Raw genomic sequence first — 19,923 nt, forward strand, 5'->3', positions numbered from 1 at the left:
AGGGTAGTTCGCTACCCTGTTTATTTACCTCAAGCCATTCAAGCTGAGTGGTTTAAGGTAAATAACCCCTTCAATTTAGGATGAATACAATCAATGCGCTTTTTCTCTTTGATTAAACTACCAGTGGTTTTGGTATTAGCGGGGCTTCTTTCTGCCTGTGGTTTCCACCTTCGTGGCGAATACTCGGTTCCGGAAGAACTGCATACCATGTCTTTCACTAGCTACGATGAATACAGCCCATTGACGCGTTATATTCGCGCTCAACTTGAATTGAACAAAGTAGATTTAGTACAACCATCTTCAAGTACACCAAACCTGCACCTGATCGAAGCGACTATCGACGAACGTACACTATCGCTGTACCAAAACAGTCGTGCGGCAGAGAAAGAACTGACTTACGTAGTGAAGTACCGTGTGACTATTCCTGGTTTCGGTGCAAAAGACTTCAAAACAACCGTAAACCGCAACTACCTTGATAACCCATTAACAGCATTGGCGAAGTCGGTAGAACGTGACGTTATCGAAGACGAAATGCGTCAACAAGCGGCGAGTCAAATGATGCGTCAGCTAGGTCGAGTTCGTGCGGAATACGAACAAGGTCAACCTACCCCTGATGTGATGAAGACTAACTCTACGAACACTAACTCTTAATCAGAATGCGAATTTTTGCCGACAAGCTGGCTGACCATCTAGCGAAACACATCAAACAGGTTTACCTGATTTTTGGTAATGAACCTCTGCTGATTCAAGAAAGTCGCCAAGCGATCCAAACAATGGCGCACCAGCAAGGTTTTGAAGAAAGACACCGTTTCGCGGTTGACGCTAGTTTAGATTGGAACCAAGTATATGATTGTTTCCAAGCACTAAGCCTATTTTCCAGTCGCCAACTAATTGAACTTGAGCTACCAGAAAGCGGCGTAACGACAACAGTTAGTAAAGAACTGCAAACCCTATGTGAAATGCTACACGACGACATTATGCTGGTGATCGTGGGCAGTAAACTGACAAAAGCCCAAGAAAACGCAAAATGGTTTAAAGCGCTGAGTGCAAAAGGTGATTGGGTAAGCTGCCAAACACCAGATCTGCAACGTTTGCCGATGTTCGTACAGGCTCGTTGCCGCACATTAGGGCTAAAAGCAGATCAGCAATCACTGCAAATGTTGGCACAGTGGCATGAAGGGAACTTGTTCGCGCTCTCACAAAGCTTAGAGAAGCTCGCTTTACTCTACCCAGATGGCGAACTGACGGTTGTGCGCCTTGAAGAAGCCTTGAGCCGACACAACCACTTTACGATTTTCCATTGGATTGACGCTCTCCTTGCTGGGAAAGCCAACCGAGCACAACGCATTTTGCGCCAGCTTGAAGCTGAAGGCACAGAGACTGTTATCCTTATCCGTAGTGTACAGAAAGAGTTCAACCAATTACTTAACATGCATCGAGACCTTACCCAAATGGGCATGAGTCAGGTGTTTGAAAAGCATCGAGTGTGGCAAAATAAACGCCCATTCTATAATGCTGCGCTGACTCGCCTGTCAGCCTCAAGAATTTGTGCCCTTTTATCCTTGCTCACACATGCTGAGATAAAAGCCAAAACCCAATACGATGAATCTGTGTGGCCAACTATCCATCAATTGAGCCTAGAAACCTGCTCTCCTGATATTAAGCTGGCAATTTAGCTTTCAAAGCGTGATATAGTGCGCGACCAGTTTTAACTCAACGAGATTAAAACGCCCACAGACAAAAAAGAAAATACCGAGGAAAACCGAGTGCTTCGCGAAGAACTTAAAGACTTTTTAGCCGATAAAGCCGACGACATGAAAGCGGAAGAGATTGTTATTCTGAATGTAGAAGGCAAATCAAGCGTGACAGATTACATGATCATTTGTACTGGCACGTCGAAGCGTCACGTTTCATCTATCGCTGATCACGTCGCATCTGAAGTGAAGAAAGCTGGTCTAGAGCCACTAGGTATGGAAGGCGAAAATGAAGGTGAATGGGTTGTCCTAGACATGGGCGACGCAATGCTTCACGTGATGCAAGAAGAGCATCGCGAGCTATACCAACTAGAAAAACTCTGGGGTTAATCTTTTGAAAATTCAACTAATTGCCGTTGGCACCAAAATGCCAAAATGGGTCGAAGAAGGTTTTCAAGAATACCGTCGTCGCTTCCCACATGATATGCCACTTGAGTTGGTTGAAATCCCTGCGGGTAAACGTGGCAAAAATGCAGACATCGCACGCATCTTACAAAAAGAAGGCGAAGCGATGTTGGCTGCGGTACCTAAAGGTGCGCGTATCGTCACTCTCGATATTCCAGGGAAAAAGTGGGATACCCCACAGCTAGCAGAACAGCTAGAAGCATGGAAACTAGATGGTCGTGACGTGTCGATCCTAATCGGTGGTCCTGAAGGCTTAGCGCCAGCTTGTAAAGCCGCAGCAGATCAAAGTTGGTCACTGTCAGCACTGACACTACCACACCCACTTGTGCGTATCGTGATGGCAGAGAGTTTATACCGAGCGTGGAGCATTACTGCTAACCACCCTTACCACCGCGAATAATCGCTACTTAGCTGTAGAGACAAGCGTTAATGATTCGTAAACGCCGCAGTCAAATTCGAGATTACCAAGCAGAAGCGCGTCTATTTTCTAGTCGCGCTATTGTTGCATTTATAGGTATCGTAATTTTGATGGGCTTGCTGGTTGCCAACATGTACAACATTCAGGTAAACCAGTTCCAAGACTATAAAACCCGTTCTAATGACAATCGCATTAAAGTGGTTCCTATTGCACCAAACCGTGGTTTGATCTACGACCGCAATGGTGTTCTGCTCGCTGAAAACCGCCCCGTCTTTAACCTGGAACTGACCCCAGAAAAAATCAAAGACATTGACGGCACCATCAAAGAGCTACAAACCATCCTTGAAATCACACCAGAGCAAATCGAACGCTTCCAACGTGAGCGTAAGCGTACTCGTCGCTTCAAGTCAGTTCCGTTGTTGACTCAATTGGATGAAAACCAAGTTGCTATTTTCTCTGTCAATCAATACCGTTTCCCGGGCGTTGAGATTAGCGCTACGCTAAAGCGTTACTACCCATTCAGCGAAGTACTGACCCATGTGATTGGCTATGTTTCTCGTATTAACGACCGCGACATGCAGCGCTTAGTGCGCGAAGAAAAAGACGCCAACTACCAAGCAACTCGTGACATCGGTAAGTTAGGTATCGAGAAGTACTACGAGGACCTATTGCACGGTACGGCGGGTTACCAAGAAGTGGAAGTAAACAGCCGCGGACGTGTCATTCGTACTTTGAAATACGTTCCACCTGTGCCAGGTAAAGACATCGTCTTAAACCTCGATATCAACCTACAGCTCTATGTGCATCAGTTATTAGATGGACGTCGTGGTAGCGCGGTAGTGCTCGACCCTCGAGACAATGGTGTATTAGCTATGGTTTCTAGCCCAAGCTACGATCCAAATGCGTTCGTACACGGGATCTCAGGTAAAGCATACCGAGCACTATTAAACGATAAAAACCGTCCATTGGTGAACCGCACAACGCTTGGCATTTACCCACCAGCTTCAACCATCAAACCCTTCATTGCTGTAGCGGCTCTGGAAGAAGGTGTTGTGACACCGAAAACCACCCGAAACGATCCTGGTTACTGGCGAATTCCAAATTCAGATACTCGTCCATTCCGTGACTGGCTACGTTGGGGTCATGGTCGCGTCGACATCATCAAATCAATTGAAGAATCCGTCGATACCTTCTTCTACCAAATTGCCTACGACATGGGCATTGATCGCCTATCGAATTGGATGATGATGTTTGGTTTTGGCGATTATACGGGCATCGACATTTACGAAGAAAGTAAGGCAAACATGCCAACTCGTGAATGGAAAATGGCTCGTCATAAAACACCTTGGTACAAGGGCGACACTATCCCTGTTGGTATTGGGCAAGGTTACTGGACAGCAACACCAATGCAGATAGCGAAAGCGACCTCAGTATTGGTTAACGAAGGCGCTGTAACAGCACCTCACTTGCTAAAAGCAACCATCGACAACGGTGGCGACTTTGAGGAGCAAGAAAGCTCTGAATACGAAACCTACCCTCCTATCCAAAATGTGCCAGACAAATACTGGAATATGGCGAAGGAAGGCATGCGTTTGGTTAACCACGGTCCAAAAGGTACTGCTCGTCGCTCTTTCTATAATATGGATTACCAAACTGGTGGTAAGTCAGGGACCGCTCAGGTATTTGGTCTTGCAGAAGACGAAGAGTACAACGCAGATGAAGTCGCAGAACACTTACGTGACCACGCGTTGTTTACCGGTTTTGCGCCATTCGATGATCCAAAAGTCGTCGTATCAGTGGTACTGGAAAACGCAGGTGGTGGTTCGAGTAACGGCGCGCCTGTTGTGAGAAAGATCTTCGACCGTGTCATCCTTGGTCCTGAAAAAATCGAGTCAGATGAAGAACAAAACAATGCGAAGAAAGAGGTAGCGCAGTGATGAAAATGGATCCCTCTACAGGCAAAAACCGTGCTCTGTTTGAACGCTTCCATATCGACTTGCCGTTGTTACTCGGCATCTTTGCGTTGATGGGCTTTGGTCTTGTCATCATGTACAGTGCCAGTGGTCAAAGTTTGGCGATGATGGATCGTCAAGCAATGCGCATGGTGCTGTCACTGGTTGTCATGATCGTATTGGCACAGATCTCGCCCAGAACCTATGAGAGCCTTGCTCCATTAATGTTTGTTGGTGGCGTTATTCTGTTGTTTGGCGTGCTCTTCTTTGGTGAAGCCTCCAAAGGCGCCCAACGCTGGCTCAATCTTGGTTTTGTTCGTTTCCAGCCCTCAGAGCTCCTTAAGCTTGCCGTACCTTTAATGGTGGCGCGCTACATCGGTCGTCAACCACTTCCTCCGACGTTCAAAACGCTCATTGTTGCACTAATCATGGTTTGTCTACCAACCATTCTTATTGCAAAACAGCCAGACCTTGGTACTTCAATTCTGATCGCCGCTTCTGGTATTTTCGTTATCTTCCTTGCGGGTATTAGTTGGAAAATCATTGCCGCAGCCGCCATTGCTCTGGGTGGTTTTATTCCTATTTTATGGTTCTTCCTGATGCGCGAATACCAAAAGGTACGTGTGCGCACTCTATTTAATCCAGAGTCAGACCCTCTTGGTGCCGGCTATCACATTATCCAAAGTAAGATTGCAATCGGCTCTGGTGGTATTTCAGGCAAAGGTTGGCTGCAAGGTACACAATCTCAATTAGAATTTCTTCCAGAGCGACACACTGACTTTATCTTTGCAGTAATCGCTGAGGAATGGGGTATGATTGGCTTCCTTTGCCTATTAGCCATCTACCTATTTATTATCGGTCGAGGTCTCTACCTCGCAAGCCAAGCACAAACAGCGTTTGGTCGAATGATGGCGGGCAGTATTGTACTCAGCTTCTTCGTGTATATTTTTGTAAATATCGGCATGGTAAGTGGCATCCTACCTGTAGTAGGCGTACCTTTACCGTTGATCAGTTATGGTGGTACTTCAATGGTGACACTGATGGCTGGTTTTGGCATTCTTATGTCGATCCATACACACCGAAAAGCATTCTCTAAGGCGACCTAGACCATGCAAAAACGCGCTTTATATTCCTTAGTTTTTTCTGCTTTGATTTTGGCGGGTTGTTCATCCACCGATCAAAAAACGCAGGAAGGACGTTATGAACTTGAATCTGATGTAGCTCCAGAAAAGCCATTATCAGTCGAGCACATTGAGGATGCGCACCCAAAATACGAACCATACAGCTTAGGTGGTAACAGCGATTACAACCTTCGAGGTTCAGACTACAAAATCGTTCGTGATGCAAAAGGCTTTACGGAAAAAGGTCGTGCCTCTTGGTACGGCAAGAAGTTCCAAGGTCATTTAACCTCGAATGGCGAGATTTACGACATGTACTCGATGACTGCTGCGCACAAAACGCTGCCATTACCGAGCTACGTGAAAGTCACCAATACCGACAATGGTAAATCCACGGTTGTGCGAGTTAACGACCGAGGTCCTTTCCATGAGGGTCGCATCATTGATTTGAGCTACGCGGCAGCTTACAAGCTTGACGTAGTGAAAACTGGGACGGCGAACGTAGAGATCGAAGTCATCATGGTGGATAAACCGACCGATGAAAAGTCGTTAGCGGCCCATCCTAAGTACGTCATTCAGGTTGCTTCTTCAAAATATGAAGATCGAGCGCGAACTTTAGGCCAAGAGCTTGGTCAAAAGCTGGATACGGAAACTTTCTTGGAGTCCACGGAAGGTTCGTATCGCTTGTTGTTAGGTCCATATACTGACTATTCTCTGACGCAAGCCACACTGGATAAAGTAAAGTTGCTCGGCTATTCGTCCGCATTTATTAAAAAACACAAAACTGGCAAATGACCTTGGTGTCATGATTTTCTATGCAGAGCCCCTCTTACATAAGTGGGGATTCTGTTAAGATGTCGACAGTTAACCAAAAAATTTGAATTACCATGAATAAAAATAAGTTTGTGAAATCTATTCTCGTTTCTTCGGTTGCACTATCAGCAACCATCGCTCAATCTGCTTTTGCTTCACCAGTTGTTGTCCCAGATGCTCCTCAAATCGCAGCCAAAGGCTACGTACTTATGGATTACAACTCAGGTAAAGTTCTGGCTGAGAAAGAGATGAACACAAAATTGTCTCCTGCTAGTCTGACAAAAATGATGACCAGCTACGTAATTGGCCAAGAGCTAGCGCGTGGTAATATTTCAGAAGACGATGATGTAACCATCAGTAAGAATGCTTGGGCGAAAAACTTCCCTGACTCTTCAAAAATGTTCATTGAAGTTGGCACGACGGTAAAAGTAAAAGACCTGAACCGTGGCATCATCATCCAATCTGGTAACGATGCGTGTGTGGCAATGGCTGAACACATTGCTGGTTCAGAAGATGCATTCGTTGATCTAATGAATGCTTGGGCGGATACGATCGGTATGACGAACACGCACTTTGCGAACGTTCACGGTCTAGACAACCCTAACCTATACTCAACACCTTACGATATGGCACTGCTTGGTAAAGCACTGATCCGTGACGTACCAGACGAGTACCGTATTTACTCTCAAAAGAAATTCACTTACAACGGCATCACTCAGTACAACCGTAACGGTCTACTGTGGGATAAGAGCATGAATGTTGACGGTATCAAAACGGGTCACACAAGCAATGCTGGTTATAGCCTAGTAAGCTCTGCAACAGAAGGTCAAATGCGCCTAGTTGCGGTTGTGATGGGTACAAAAGATGCGAATGCACGTAAATCAGAAAGCAAAAAGCTTCTGAGCTACGGTTTCCGTTTCTTCGAAACAGTGGCACCTCATAAAGCGGGTGAAACTTTCGTAGAAGAAAAAATCTGGATGGGTAACAAAGACACCATTGCTCTGGGTCTTGACCAAGATACCTACGTAACCCTACCTCGCGGCGAAGCAAAGAACCTAAAAGCAAGCTTCGTACTTGAAAAAGAACTTGAAGCCCCAATTAAGAAAGGTGATGTAGTTGGTAAGCTATACTATCAAATTGATGGTGAAGATATTGCTGAGTACCCACTAATGGCACTGGAAACAGTAGACCAAGGCAGCCTATTTAGCCGCATGTGGGACTACATCGTATTGTTGTTTAAGAGCTTCTTCTAACAGTCGCTTCTGACCAACAAACAAGTCTACAAAGCCGCCAACTAGGGCGGCTTTGTTAATCTTGAGTTCACCCTAATTTGACTGTACTATTTCGCACCGCAACGAATACCAACTGGAGTTACCGATATGCTAACCATCAACTCTGATGCAAAATTGAAAGACCTGCTTGAGTTCCCTTGTTCATTTACTTACAAGGTAATGGGTCATGCAAAGCCTGAGCTTCCAGAGCTAGTTCTAGAAGTTATCCAGCGCCATGCTCCAGGTGACTACAGCCCAACAGTAAAACCAAGTGCTAAGGGCAACTACCACTCGGTGTCTATCAACATCACTGCAACGTCTATCGAGCAGGTTGAAACCCTATACAAAGAACTGGGTGAAATCGACATCGTACGCATGGTTCTATAATTTTTTGATAAATTAAATTTTTTTTGAAAGCAGCTTCGGCTGCTTTCTTTTTATTTATCATACAGATAATACAAACCACTCGAACTTTCAGTTAAAAATCTGTTACTCAGCTGTAGAGCATCAGGGTCATCCGGTTTATAATCCAAAAACTTTATATATTATCGACAGGAATTCCCATGCAACACCAACTTGTTGTGAAACGACTTGGACGCCAAGATTATGAGCCTGTATGGAAGGCGATGCATGAGTTTACTGACCAACGCACAGACGACACGCCTGATGAAGTTTGGTTGGTAGAACATAACCCAGTATTCACTCAAGGTCAGGCAGGTAAAGCCGAGCACCTGATTAATACCGGAGATATTCCTGTTGTTCAAAGCGATCGTGGCGGTCAGGTGACTTATCATGGTCCGGGTCAATTAGTCGCGTACTTCTTGATCAACCTACGTCGCAAAAAATTAGGAGTGCGAGATCTCGTTACGCACATCGAGAACCTCGTTATTAACACTCTTAAGGCATACAATATCGATTCTGCTGCACGACCTGATGCCCCTGGCGTTTATGTCGGCGGTAAAAAAATATGTTCTCTCGGACTTCGCATTCGAAAAGGGTGCTCATTCCACGGTCTAGCGTTGAACGTTAATATGGACTTAGGTCCTTTTTTACGTATTAACCCATGTGGCTACGAAGGAATGGAGATGGTTCAAGTCAGCCAAGTTGGCGGTCCTGAAGACATCGAAGCCGTGGAAAAACAACTAATACAAGAACTCGTTACTTTGCTTGATTACGAGCAAGTAGATTTCAGCACAGAAGCACCTTCTCAAGGTAACAAAGCATGAGCAAACCAATCCAGATGGAAAAAGGCGTTAAATACCGCGACGCCGACAAGATGGCATTGATTCCCGTAAAGAACATGCCAACAGAGCAGAAAGAAGTGCTACGTAAGCCTGATTGGATGAAGATCAAGCTACCAGCCGACAGCCAACGTATTCAAGACATCAAATCAGCAATGCGTAAGAACAACCTTCACTCTGTATGTGAAGAAGCGTCTTGCCCTAACCTAGCTGAGTGTTTTAACCACGGTACGGCAACTTTCATGATCCTTGGTGCGATCTGTACTCGCCGTTGTCCTTTCTGTGACGTTGCCCATGGTCGTCCGCTTGCTGTTGAAGCTGAAGAACCAAAGAAACTTGCGAAAACCATCGCAGACATGAAACTGAAGTACGTTGTAATCACTTCTGTTGACCGTGATGATTTGCGTGATGGTGGTGCAGAGCATTTTGCTAACTGTAACCGCGAAATTCGCGAACTAAACCCGCACATCAAGATTGAAACTCTGGTTCCTGACTTCCGTGGTCGTATGGACGTGGCACTTGATCTTATGAAAGACAACCCGCCAGATGTCTTCAACCACAACCTAGAAACCGCCCCTCGTCTGTACCGTAAAGCTCGCCCAGGCGCAAACTACAAGTGGTCACTGCAATTACTGCAAAAATTCAAAGAGCAGCATCCAAATGTACCGACGAAATCAGGTCTAATGATGGGTCTTGGTGAAACCAAAGAAGAGATCGTCGAAGTACTAAAAGATCTTCGTGCACATGGTGTAACTATGCTGACACTTGGTCAGTACCTAGCACCAAGCCGTCACCACTTGCCAGTAGAACGTTACGTTCCACCTTCAGAGTTTGACGAGCTAAAAGAGATCGCACTAGAACTTGGCTTCACCCACGCGGCGTGTGGTCCATTTGTTCGCTCTTCTTACCATGCTGATATGCAGGCTCAAGGTATTGAAGTGAAATAAGCTCTCGCTTGTTTTGATAAGAAAAGGTTGGCTCTGTGCCAACCTTTTTTGTCTCCATAGAACATAAAGCATCGTCGTTCGAACAATAACCCTACTGGTTAAAACCAAACTCGCTATTTCGAAGAACCTACGAGATATCAGGATATCTTGTTTCAACACTCTCTAAGTAACAACGATAATTAGAAATTCCCTATCCCGCTCGTTCTTCACTTGTAGGGAATGACGACGTTGGGCTCTTGAGCAAATCAAAAGTATATTCAGAACCTAATAACTTCTTTCGTTTTCAACTCAAATACACCCAAGCCTCCACATAACAACTTGTTTCTCAGAGACCAAAGCACGTCATTCCGAAGAGCCTAGGCGATATCAGGAATCTCATTTCAACACTCTCTAAGTAACAACGATAATTAGAGATTCCCTATCCCGCTCGTTCCTCGCTTGTAGGGAATGACAACGTTGGGCTCTTGAGCAAATCAAAAGTATATTCAGAGTCTAATAACCTTTTTCGTTTTCCACGCAAATACTCCCAAGCTTCCACATAGCAACCTGTCTCTCAGAGACCAAAGCACATCATTCCGAAGAGCCTAAGCTGATATTTCCATACGCTAGAAAAACAAAAAGGTCCTCAAACGAGGACCTTTCATCAATCAAATTATCACACTGAATCGCAGAAATAGAACGAGTCAGCCTGTACTACTTTGCAAAGAAAGCGAATTTACACAGAGAACTATGCGTAAACTGGTAGACGCTTACAGATCTCTAGAACTTTCTGCTTCGTCGCTTCGATAACTTCCTCGTTGCCGATGTTATCTAGAACGTCACACATCCAGTTTGCTAGCTCTTTCGCGTCATCTTCAGTGAAGCCGCGGCGAGTAATTGCTGGCGTACCAACACGGATACCAGACGTTACGAATGGGCTGCGTGGGTCGTTTGGAACCGAGTTCTTATTTACTGTGATGTTTGCTGCACCTAGTGCTGCATCTGCATCTTTACCTGTAATGTCTTTGTCGATTAGGTCAACTAGGAATAGGTGGTTCTCAGTACCGTTAGATACGATTTTGTAACCACGCTCTTGGAATTGACCAACCATTGCTTTCGCGTTTTTCACTACGTTAGCTTGGTAAGCTTTGAATTCAGGTTCCATCGCTTCTTTGAACGCTACAGCTTTACCAGCGATAACGTGCATTAGAGGACCACCTTGGCCGCCAGGGAATACTGCTGAGTTCAGCTTCTTGTACAGCTCTTCACCTTCGTTAGAAAGGATAAGACCGCCACGAGGACCCGCTAGCGTTTTGTGTGTAGTCGTTGTTACTACGTGAGCGTGTGGAACTGGTGTTGGGTACTCGCCTGCTGCGATTAGACCAGCAACGTGCGCCATGTCTACGAATAGGTAAGCATCAACTTTGTCTGCGATTTCACGCATGCGTTTCCAATCAACGATTTGCGAGTAAGCAGAAAAACCACCGATGATCATCTTAGGCTTGTGCTCAAGCGCTAGCTGTTCCATCTCGTCGTAGTTGATTTGACCTGCTTCGTCGATACCGTAAGGAATAACGTTGTAGTGCTTACCAGAGAAGTTTACTGGTGAACCGTGAGTTAGGTGACCACCGTGCGCTAGGCTCATACCTAGAACTGTGTCGCCTGGGTTTAGAAGCGCCATGTAAACTGCGCTGTTTGCTTGAGAACCTGAGTGAGGCTGTACGTTCGCGTACTCACAACCAAATAGTTGGCATGCACGATCGATCGCTAGTGCTTCAGCTTTATCTACATACTCACAACCGCCGTAGTAACGCTTGCCTGGGTAGCCTTCAGCGTATTTGTTCGTTAGCTGAGAACCTTGAGCTTCCATTACACGTGGACTTGTGTAGTTTTCAGAAGCGATAAGTTCAATGTGTTCTTCCTGGCGAAGAGTCTCTTCCTGGATAGCTGCGAACAGTTCCGCATCGTAATCTGCGATGTTCATATCACGCTTAAGCATCTGTATCTCCTGACTCAGATTGGTACTGAAAGTTGCAAAAAAACTGAATAACGACCTAACGCAAACGTTTTCGTCGACCTAATGGCGCGCATTCTACATAATTTGATCTAGGTCATAAAGAGAAATTTACAATTTTTCTCATGCAGTTTTTTCATGGTGACAAGCAAGAAATATCATGACGATGTTGCAATCGTTTAACCATGATTCCCTGACTGTCAATTTTGTGCTTTACACCCTGTAAAACAACAATTACATAGGTTTACCGCAAATTTTACCCTCTAGCTACCGAAAAGATCATCTTTTTACTACTATGCACGCCCGAATTATCACAAATGACTGCATATTAGATGGAAAAACACTCAAGAAAAGAAGACTGGATGGCAATTCTTACAGGTACCTTTTTGGTAGCTCAAGGCGTTTTCTTTCTCCAATCCGCGAACCTCTTAACCGGAGGCACAACCGGATTGGCTCTGCTTATTAGCCAATTTACACCTTTTACGTTTGGTGTGCTTTACTTTTTAGCCAACTGTCCTTTTTACTTGCTCGCATGGAAACGCTTCGGTCGTCACTTTGCCATTAACAGTGCAATTTCTGGCGCTTTGGTTTCTATCTTTGCTGATCACCTGTATTTACTGATTTCATTGGAATCAATCAACGAAATTTACTGCGCGGTAGCGGGTGGCTTGCTGATGGGCTTGGGTATGTTGATCCTATTCCGTCATCGTTCAAGCTTGGGCGGCTTTAACGTATTGTGCTTATTCATCCAAGATAAGTTCGGTATTTCTGTAGGTAAATCCCAGATGGCAATTGACGCATGTATCTTGTTTGCGTCTTTCTTCTTCGTCACACCTTGGGTTATTGGGTTGTCGATACTTGGAGCCTTCGCACTGAACCTCGTGCTTGCGATGAACCATAAACCGCATCGCTATTCGGTGAGCTACGGTTCATAGCCTTTCCATGATGATTGGAGCGCAATTTATAAGATTTTGCGCTCCAATGACTATATAATATCTCGCCATTCACTAATCACTCATGATGGTATGCGAGACTTTCTACAACAAGCCAAACAAACCAAAAGTCAGATTGCTATTGGCGAGCTTATCTACAATCCAGAGACTCAAACTCTGCATAAACAAGCAGTCAGTATCGATCTTGAGCCGCGTACCGTCGAGTTACTGGAGCTGTTACTCACCAGTGTTGGACACCCACTCTCTGCTGAAACCATCATCGAGACCATTTGGCAAAGTAAGTTCATTTCAAAGAATGTCCTAACCAACCGAATCAGTACACTCAGAGCTTTGCTTCAAGAACACTTGCCGGAGCACGATGCAGCCAAATTGTTGGTCACCTACCCACGTAAAGGTTACTTCCTTAATCCAGCCAATATTCAATTGCTACCTCCAGCCCAGAAGGCTCAGCAAACCAAAGAGCCAGCTAAGAGCAACCTTGCCCCTGCGTCTCACAAATTCAAACTTGTTTATGGCTTATGCGCCGCACTTGCGCTAATGAGTATTGGGCTTGGGGTGACGCTGTGGCAGCAGCAAGGCATTTCAACTCAGCAAACTCGAAACCAACTATTAATCCCTAAAGTAGAGTTGTTGCTGAACCGCGTTGATGCCATAGGCACCACTGCTCGTGAGTACCGAACTCTAGTGAAAGCGATCTTGTTGCAGCAACAAGTCGAGTATCCTTATACCGATATCGCCAACCAAGATGCGCCGAGCTACTTTCTCGACCCGATTAATGAGACCCCTTATTTCCCTGGCGCACGAAACATGCAAACCAGCGATTATCAGCTCAACATTGAGCTAAAAGATGATTCCACAGAAGGGGGACTCAAAGCGCAAATGAACCTAATTTACCCAGCGACGGGAAAATTGGCGTTTCGTAATCAATACGAGCTCCGTATCAGCCATCTACAATCAGATATCTTTCGTATGCATGCAGATATCGCTCAATACTTTAATTTGCCTGCACCTTCTCAGAGCAATTGGCAGTTAACCGATGCACACGAGAAGATGCTATTGGATGAGCAATTCTCAATGGATGGTATTAAAAACATGGATGAGTTTACTGCCATCACGATAGCTCGCCATCTCGCGTTGTACGAACAAAATCAAACTAAACTCGAAGGATTTCTTTATCAAGTACAGTCCGAGTTCGATGCCTTACCCGATGAGCTTAACTTATGGATGGGTATCCTCAATTACAAACTCGGCAATCTCGATAAGGCGAAAACCTTATTGACGACACCGGCGGGAGACTCATTAATTCAGAATGCCCTAATTTACACTTTTGTATCTCATATTGCCTACAAGCAAAATAAGCTTGATCAGTTCCGCTTAAATTACATGGAATCGCTCGTAGCTCTTTTACGTGTTATGCCTTCTGAAGAGTTATTCAGTCGTTTGTCTCAGCCGGAATCGAAAGAAACCTGCTTACAGCCTTGGAAGAAGTTGCGTGTCAGTATTAAAGAAAAGGAAATTGTGATGCGCTGGAAGGCATTAATTGAAGAATACTGCACCAATATCGAAGAAGACATTAACCCAGAAAAAACAAAGACCTAAATATAAAATTAAGCTTTCATTTAACTCTATTAGTTTTTGTTTTTTGCCCTTTTTCTCACTCAAAACTTAGCATGGCGACATTCAAATAACGGCTCGATTTATCAGCCTTCTAAAATTAGGAATGTAAACTCATGCTTAAAAAAATGACGCTTCTCACAGCAGCTACGATCGCACTTTACGGCTGTGGAGGGGGCGGTTCTTCTTCTGGTTCTACAAGCGAAAGCAAAGGTCCACAATCAAGCTTCGACTACCCAATCCAAAACTCATCTTTCAAACCTGAAGCAAGTACAAAGCTTCACTACGTCACTTCTGCTGACGGTCAACAGGGCGAACCTATAACGATAAGCTTTGAGCCAATGGCTGTTCAAAAGCTCATCGACCGACTACGCGACACCCAGCAAGATGACCCTTTTATTCCCGTTATCCAACTTCTGGAAAACAACGGCATTACACAGTTCTACCTAGACAATAGCGAGCAAGAAGGTAATACCATTTACTTTGCTGGTATTGACGGTGCGCTGCATGAAGTTACCGACCTTTATCTCATTGACTCTCTATCTAACGTCATGATGATGAACAGCAGTCCTCTATTTCGGTTAGAGGGGTCAACGGTGAAAGAGAAGGATCCAAACATTGATATCAGCAAACATCTTGTATCTGTAATCGTAGATTTGTCAGGAGAGCAAGTGAAACGCATGCTTGATTCCTTTGATGATAATCCTTGGGTAAACGCGTTAGCTGATAACGCTCAGTGTAAAACCACTTGGAGCCAACAAGTTGGGGAAACAGGTGCCCGTAAGACGTTTAATGTCTCCGGTAAATCGGTTGAAGCGGCATACCTAACCGAGAAAAATACTTATAACCTTGTATGTGACGGTATGGAATTGATCGATTCAAAAGAGTTTGAGAGTTCTGCTGAACGCTGGTTTAACCCAACTCTAGGATTCATTGAGCAAGTAGAACTGCTAAAGAGTGAACAGATTCAAGTTAGAGAAACGAAAGTAACTTTGAATAAGATCGAAAAAGCTTAATTCAGCCATCAAATCTTATTTAGATAAAAAGCAAAGGCTTTGGGGAGCACTCCAAAGCCTTTTGTTTAGGACCGAAATCCTTAGGGGAAGCTTAATTTTTACTCTTCAATCAGCAAGATGCGAGTTTCGTAAGGACGCAATACCTGATGACTAGAAGCAATCGCGCTGGTCGCATTTTGATAGTTGGAAAGCAGGTTCTTGGCTTTACTCATATCAAAACGATCTGGTAGTACACACTCCGCTTCTTCACCGTAGTAGTTGTTGATACATAGTAGCGTTTGCTTATCGTTCTGACGTGCGTAAGCAAAAATACGTTTGTGCTCAGGCAACAGGTCCTCGTAACGACCATCAGTGATCACCGGAACCTGTTTACGCAGTTCAATCAAGCGCTTGTAGAAGTAGAACACTGAGTTCAAATCAGCAATCGCCGCTTCCGCGTTGATTGCAGAATAGTTCTGAGCCACCTCTAGCCACGGCGTGCCTACAGTAAAACCCGCATGTTTCGCGCTGTTCCATTGCATTGGGGTACGTGAATTATCACGCGACTTCTGCGCCAAAATCGCCATCATATCGTCGTGAGATACACCATCGCGATTAACCATGATTTCGTACATGTTCGTGCTTTCAACATCTCGATATTGGCTGATTTCGGTGTAACCCGGGTTGGTCATGCCGATCTCTTCACCTTGATAAACATAAGGTGTGCCTTGCATCATATGTACCGATGCCGCAAGCATTTTGGCAGATTCAACACGGTATTGTTCGTCGTTACCTAATCGGCTCACAACGCGCGGTTGGTCGTGGTTACACCAAAATAGCGCCCCCCACCCTTTGCCATTTAAACCAGTTTGCCAATGGTTGAAGATCTGTTTCAGTTGGATGAAATCAAACGGCGCTTTCGTCCACTTATCACCATTTGGGTAATCAACTTTTAGGTGGTGGAAGTTGAACACCATTGATAGCTCTTTGCCATCTTGCGCTGAATACTGCTGACAATGCTCTAGCGTGGTGGAAGACATTTCACCCACCGTCACGCTACCGTACTTTTGGAACACAGCTTCGCTGATCTCTTGAAGATATTCATGTACGCGAGGACCGTCAGTGTAGAAACGGCGACCATCACCAATATCATCACTTGGAAAATCTTGTTGCTTGGAAATCAGGTTGATGACATCTAGACGAAAACCATCCACACCTTTCTCTGCCCAGAAGCCAATGACTTCTTTGACTTCTTCACGCACTACCGGGTTTTCCCAGTTTAGGTCCGCTTGCTCTTTAGCAAAAAGGTGCAAATAGTACTGACCCGTTTTTTCATCCAACGCCCAAGCGTTGCCACCAAACTTAGATTGCCAGTTGTTTGGCTCTGCGCCATCAACCGGATCTTTCCAGATGTAGTAATCACGGTATGGGCTGTTTTTATCACCCAATGCCGATTGGAACCACTTATGTTCTGTCGAAGTATGATTCACCACGATATCCATGATGATTCGAATACCCAGCTGGTGAGCCTCAACCAACAGGGTATCGAAATCTTGCATGGTGCCGAAATCTGGGTTGATCGCGTAGTAATCGGAAATGTCATAACCGTTGTCGATCATTGGTGATTGATAAACCGGCGTCAGCCAAATCGCATCCACACCAAGGTGTTTTAGATAATCCAGCTTAGAAATGATCCCTTTGATATCGCCCGTGCCTTTACTTCCACTGTCACAAAAGCTTTTTGGGTAAATTTGGTAGATGGTTGCGGTTTTCCACCAGCTCTCATCATGCTTGGTCATTGCCATTTCTAACGCTCACTTACCATTAAACGGAAACTTAAAAATCTTAAAAAAATAGAGGAGATAAACGAGGCAGCCAAATCACTGCCTCAGTTTGAATTACGCGTTAGCGGTTTCTAACTCGCCTTTCATCTGTGCGCGTTTATACAACACAAGCGTCAGCGCTACTGGGACGACAATCGCCACCAACATCGCCAGAGCAAATACGCCCCAGAACTGCGGTTGGATAGACAAGATGCCCGGCAAACCGCCCACACCGATGCCGTTAGCCATCACACCTGCACTACCACAGATAGCAGCGGCAATCGCACTACCGATCATCGCGCTCAGCATTGGGAATTTGTATTTCAAGTTGATGCCGTACATCGCTGGCTCAGTCACACCAAGGTAAGCAGAGATAGCCGCAGGCACCGAGATATCACGCTCACCATGTTTTTTACTGATGATAATGATGCCGACTACTGCAGACGCTTGAGCAATATTTGAAAGTGCAATCAAAGGCCAAATTGGCGTGCCACCTAGCTCTTGCATCAGTTGAAGATCAACCGCGTTGGTGGTGTGGTGAATACCGGTAATTACCAATGGCGCATATAGGAAACCGAAGATGGTTGAGCCAATCATTGCGAAGTCACCCGTCATGGCTGCTTTTGCTGCGAAAGCAACGCCGTCACCTAACATACGACCAAATGGACCAATGATAGAGTGCGCAAGAATCACAGACACGATGATAGAGACAAACGGCACGACCACTAGGTAGAGGTAAGAAGGAATGATGCGTTTTAAGTTGGTTTCAATAAACGCCAGAGCCATACCAGCAAGCATCGCTGGAATCACTTGCGCTTGATAGCCCACTTTCTCGATGGCGAATAAGCCAAAGTCCCATACTTCAGGCACTTGCTTACCAATTAAATAGGCGTTCATTAACTGTGGCGAAACCAGAGTCACGCCCAATGTGATACCCAGAATCGGAGTACCGCCAAGCTTTTTCACTGTCGACCAACACACGCCAACCGGTAGGAAGAAGAAGATCGCCTCACCAATTAGCCATAGGAAAGAGTGTACCGTTGCCCAAAACTGGCTGATTTCCGTTAGCGTTTGACCATCAAACATCTTGATGTCGCCAATCACGTTACGGAAACCAAGGATCAAACCACCGGTAATGATCGCTGGTAGCAGTGGTACAAAGATTTCAGCAAGGTGGGAAATACCACGCTCAACGATGTTCATGTTTTGACGAGCAGCGTTCTTAGATTCATCTTTGCTCGATTCACTTTTGCCGCTAAGCTCGATCAGTACTTTGTAAACCTCATCAACTTCAGTGCCGATAACGACCTGAAATTGACCGGCATTGGTAAAGCAGCCCTTCACCATAGGCAGTGCATCTAACTGTTTTGTATCGGCTTTGTCAGTGTCATTCAACACGAAACGCAAGCGAGTTAAGCAGTGGCTTACACTGGCAATATTGTCCGATCCCCCGACCAGCTCAATAAGACGCTGTACATCTTGACGCGCAATCTTACTCATAACTTTGTCCACCCTGTATTGGATACATTCAATTCATCGTTTTATTTTTATAATGGGAACATTCCCATTTGATGATTTTAATAGTGCCATCTCGCATTCAAAAACAAAATGGGAACAGTCCCATTAATTGAGAATGATCACAGTATAATTTTAGAGCAGATCATCGAAAGAAGGATTAATGACGGATAGGCTGCTGGGTAAAATGCACCACAGACTCATCACCATTTAATTGATTAATCAGCATGTTAGCGGCTTTTTCACCAGCATGAGAGTAGCCTGGATCCACGCTAAAGACATTCGGGAAGAGAAAAGAAAGCAATTCGTTACCACCCACACCGGTAACCACCACATCTTCGCGTCCGATTTCTTGCAAACGTTTAATTACACCGAGAGCAATGGTATCACTGGCACAAGCGATGGCTTGTGTATCGGATTGAAGAACGTGATCCACCAGCTGATAAGCACTTTCGTGGTTGAGCTTGCCGGTTTGGAAGCAAGGTTCGATGCGCTTTTTCTCACACCAAGCTTGGTAAGCATTAAGGCGAGCGAGACCTGTAGTGCGGTCTTCTGGATCAACACCAATGTAGGCAATACGAGAAATAGATTGTTGTTCCAGGTGGGAGAGCGCCATATCGATAACGCCTTGGTTATCGTAGTTGATCGAGGAAACCATTTGCGTGTCCATCGCGATCACGACAATGCGATTGCCCCAATCCGCCAAAGCTTGTTCATCACACCCAGTAAAACCAAACACGATCACGCCATCGACATTGCGACGTTTGAGCACATCCAAATGTTCATTGGTTTTATCGCGATCGAACTGGCTCTCCATGATCACCACGTCATACCCTGCCGAGTACAAAGCGTTGAGCATGGTACCAACGGCGCGGTTCTCTGATGGCGAATCCAGACGAGAGATGATCACACCGATCACCTTTTGGCTGCCGCCACGCATCGACTGAGCCGATTTTGAGGGTACATAACCTGATTCACGAATGATTTGCTCTACCTTCTCACGCGTTTGCGGTTTTACCTTGGGATCATTGGTAAGCACACGACTGACCGTCGACTTGCCCACGCCAGCCAGTTTCGCGATATCAAGAATGGTGAGTTTTTTGCTCATAAG

General features: G+C 45.2%; 18 protein-coding genes. 14 read left to right on the forward strand and 4 right to left on the reverse strand.

The window, feature by feature from the left end; translation table 11 throughout:
• The first annotated feature begins 93 nt into the window (after window positions 1-93).
• From OH459_RS08655 to lipA, 11 genes are all read left to right on the forward strand, one after another.
• Window positions 94-651 carry an LPS-assembly lipoprotein LptE gene (locus tag OH459_RS08655; protein ID WP_009697740.1) on the forward strand — a complete coding sequence of 186 codons (558 nt, stop codon included), beginning with the start codon at window positions 94-96 and terminating at the stop codon, window positions 649-651.
• Window positions 652-656: 5 nt separating this feature from the next.
• Entirely contained in the window at window positions 657-1,676 is a 1,020-nt protein-coding gene (gene holA, locus OH459_RS08660; protein ID WP_172580411.1) for a DNA polymerase III subunit delta, read from the forward strand.
• Window positions 1,677-1,766: 90 nt separating this feature from the next.
• Window positions 1,767-2,084, forward strand: coding sequence for a ribosome silencing factor (rsfS, locus tag OH459_RS08665; RefSeq protein WP_009697738.1), 318 nt, complete (start codon window positions 1,767-1,769; stop codon window positions 2,082-2,084).
• Window positions 2,085-2,088: 4 nt separating this feature from the next.
• Window positions 2,089-2,559, forward strand: coding sequence for a 23S rRNA (pseudouridine(1915)-N(3))-methyltransferase RlmH (gene rlmH / locus OH459_RS08670; protein WP_005447517.1), 471 nt, complete (start codon window positions 2,089-2,091; stop codon window positions 2,557-2,559).
• A gap of 29 nt (window positions 2,560-2,588) precedes the next feature.
• The gene (gene mrdA, locus OH459_RS08675; RefSeq protein WP_017188433.1) at window positions 2,589-4,514 is read left to right on the forward strand and encodes a penicillin-binding protein 2; all 1,926 of its coding nucleotides are present in this window, start codon (window positions 2,589-2,591) and stop codon (window positions 4,512-4,514) included.
• Window positions 4,514-5,635: a rod shape-determining protein RodA gene (gene rodA / locus OH459_RS08680; RefSeq protein ID WP_005447521.1), complete on the forward strand. Its 1,122-nt coding sequence runs from the start codon at window positions 4,514-4,516 to the stop codon at window positions 5,633-5,635. The genes mrdA and rodA overlap by 1 nt, the downstream gene beginning before the upstream one ends.
• 3 nt (window positions 5,636-5,638) lie before the next feature.
• Window positions 5,639-6,442: a septal ring lytic transglycosylase RlpA family protein gene (locus tag OH459_RS08685; RefSeq protein WP_009697737.1), complete on the forward strand. Its 804-nt coding sequence runs from the start codon at window positions 5,639-5,641 to the stop codon at window positions 6,440-6,442.
• Between the two features lie 92 nt (window positions 6,443-6,534).
• The gene (locus tag OH459_RS08690; protein ID WP_005447533.1) at window positions 6,535-7,713 is read left to right on the forward strand and encodes a serine hydrolase; all 1,179 of its coding nucleotides are present in this window, start codon (window positions 6,535-6,537) and stop codon (window positions 7,711-7,713) included.
• A gap of 126 nt (window positions 7,714-7,839) precedes the next feature.
• The gene (gene ybeD, locus OH459_RS08695) at window positions 7,840-8,118 is read left to right on the forward strand and encodes a DUF493 family protein YbeD (RefSeq protein WP_005384135.1); all 279 of its coding nucleotides are present in this window, start codon (window positions 7,840-7,842) and stop codon (window positions 8,116-8,118) included.
• Window positions 8,119-8,294: 176 nt separating this feature from the next.
• Window positions 8,295-8,957 (forward strand): lipoyl(octanoyl) transferase LipB, encoded by a 663-nt coding sequence (lipB, locus tag OH459_RS08700; RefSeq protein ID WP_005447534.1) that lies wholly within the window; start codon window positions 8,295-8,297, stop codon window positions 8,955-8,957.
• Window positions 8,954-9,919 (forward strand): lipoyl synthase, encoded by a 966-nt coding sequence (gene lipA / locus OH459_RS08705; protein ID WP_005447535.1) that lies wholly within the window; start codon window positions 8,954-8,956, stop codon window positions 9,917-9,919. The genes lipB and lipA overlap by 4 nt, the downstream gene beginning before the upstream one ends.
• 727 nt (window positions 9,920-10,646) lie before the next feature.
• Here the strand turns inward: lipA and glyA are convergent.
• Window positions 10,647-11,897, reverse strand: a complete 1,251-nt coding sequence (glyA, locus tag OH459_RS08710) for a serine hydroxymethyltransferase (RefSeq protein WP_005440106.1) — start codon at window positions 11,895-11,897, stop codon at window positions 10,647-10,649.
• Window positions 11,898-12,244: 347 nt separating this feature from the next.
• Here glyA and OH459_RS08715 point away from each other — a divergent pair, with 347 nt between their 5' ends.
• From OH459_RS08715 to OH459_RS08725, 3 genes are all read left to right on the forward strand, one after another.
• Window positions 12,245-12,847 carry a YitT family protein gene (locus OH459_RS08715; protein WP_005447540.1) on the forward strand — a complete coding sequence of 201 codons (603 nt, stop codon included), beginning with the start codon at window positions 12,245-12,247 and terminating at the stop codon, window positions 12,845-12,847.
• A 90-nt stretch (window positions 12,848-12,937) separates the two neighbouring features.
• Entirely contained in the window at window positions 12,938-14,464 is a 1,527-nt protein-coding gene (locus tag OH459_RS08720) for a winged helix-turn-helix domain-containing protein (RefSeq protein WP_005447542.1), read from the forward strand.
• A gap of 131 nt (window positions 14,465-14,595) precedes the next feature.
• Window positions 14,596-15,495, forward strand: a complete 900-nt coding sequence (locus OH459_RS08725; protein WP_050934965.1) for a hypothetical protein — start codon at window positions 14,596-14,598, stop codon at window positions 15,493-15,495.
• A gap of 98 nt (window positions 15,496-15,593) precedes the next feature.
• On the opposite strand, the gene treC is transcribed toward OH459_RS08725, so the two are convergent.
• From treC to treR, 3 genes are all read right to left on the reverse strand, one after another.
• Window positions 15,594-17,279 (reverse strand): alpha,alpha-phosphotrehalase, encoded by a 1,686-nt coding sequence (treC, locus tag OH459_RS08730; protein WP_050934963.1) that lies wholly within the window; start codon window positions 17,277-17,279, stop codon window positions 15,594-15,596.
• A 93-nt stretch (window positions 17,280-17,372) separates the two neighbouring features.
• Entirely contained in the window at window positions 17,373-18,797 is a 1,425-nt protein-coding gene (gene treB, locus OH459_RS08735; protein ID WP_005440120.1) for a PTS trehalose transporter subunit IIBC, read from the reverse strand.
• Between the two features lie 175 nt (window positions 18,798-18,972).
• Window positions 18,973-19,920, reverse strand: coding sequence for a trehalose operon repressor TreR (gene treR / locus OH459_RS08740; protein WP_050934962.1), 948 nt, complete (start codon window positions 19,918-19,920; stop codon window positions 18,973-18,975).
• Window positions 19,921-19,923 lie beyond the last annotated feature (3 nt).

Origin of the sequence: Vibrio sp. MM46, assembly GCF_027587135.1 — a bacterium.
Lineage (GTDB): Bacteria > Pseudomonadota > Gammaproteobacteria > Enterobacterales > Vibrionaceae > Vibrio > Vibrio harveyi.

Bases quoted from the DNA above. Each gene is read 5' to 3' on its own strand.
- treC (WP_050934963.1), bottom strand. From the start codon at position 17,279: ATGGCAATGACCAAGCATGATGAGAGCTGGTGGAAAACCGCAACCATC.
- OH459_RS08685 (WP_009697737.1), top strand. From the start codon at position 5,639: ATGCAAAAACGCGCTTTATATTCCTTAGTTTTTTCTGCTTTGATTTTG.
- lipA (WP_005447535.1), top strand. From the start codon at position 8,954: ATGAGCAAACCAATCCAGATGGAAAAAGGCGTTAAATACCGCGACGCC.
- OH459_RS08690 (WP_005447533.1), top strand. From the start codon at position 6,535: ATGAATAAAAATAAGTTTGTGAAATCTATTCTCGTTTCTTCGGTTGCA.
- glyA (WP_005440106.1), bottom strand. From the start codon at position 11,897: ATGCTTAAGCGTGATATGAACATCGCAGATTACGATGCGGAACTGTTC.
- OH459_RS08655 (WP_009697740.1), top strand. From the start codon at position 94: ATGCGCTTTTTCTCTTTGATTAAACTACCAGTGGTTTTGGTATTAGCG.
- OH459_RS08725 (WP_050934965.1), top strand. From the start codon at position 14,596: ATGCTTAAAAAAATGACGCTTCTCACAGCAGCTACGATCGCACTTTAC.
- holA (WP_172580411.1), top strand. From the start codon at position 657: ATGCGAATTTTTGCCGACAAGCTGGCTGACCATCTAGCGAAACACATC.
- ybeD (WP_005384135.1), top strand. From the start codon at position 7,840: ATGCTAACCATCAACTCTGATGCAAAATTGAAAGACCTGCTTGAGTTC.
- treB (WP_005440120.1), bottom strand. From the start codon at position 18,797: ATGAGTAAGATTGCGCGTCAAGATGTACAGCGTCTTATTGAGCTGGTC.
- treR (WP_050934962.1), bottom strand. From the start codon at position 19,920: ATGAGCAAAAAACTCACCATTCTTGATATCGCGAAACTGGCTGGCGTG.
- mrdA (WP_017188433.1), top strand. From the start codon at position 2,589: ATGATTCGTAAACGCCGCAGTCAAATTCGAGATTACCAAGCAGAAGCG.
- rodA (WP_005447521.1), top strand. From the start codon at position 4,514: ATGAAAATGGATCCCTCTACAGGCAAAAACCGTGCTCTGTTTGAACGC.
- OH459_RS08720 (WP_005447542.1), top strand. From the start codon at position 12,938: ATGCGAGACTTTCTACAACAAGCCAAACAAACCAAAAGTCAGATTGCT.
- lipB (WP_005447534.1), top strand. From the start codon at position 8,295: ATGCAACACCAACTTGTTGTGAAACGACTTGGACGCCAAGATTATGAG.
- OH459_RS08715 (WP_005447540.1), top strand. From the start codon at position 12,245: ATGGAAAAACACTCAAGAAAAGAAGACTGGATGGCAATTCTTACAGGT.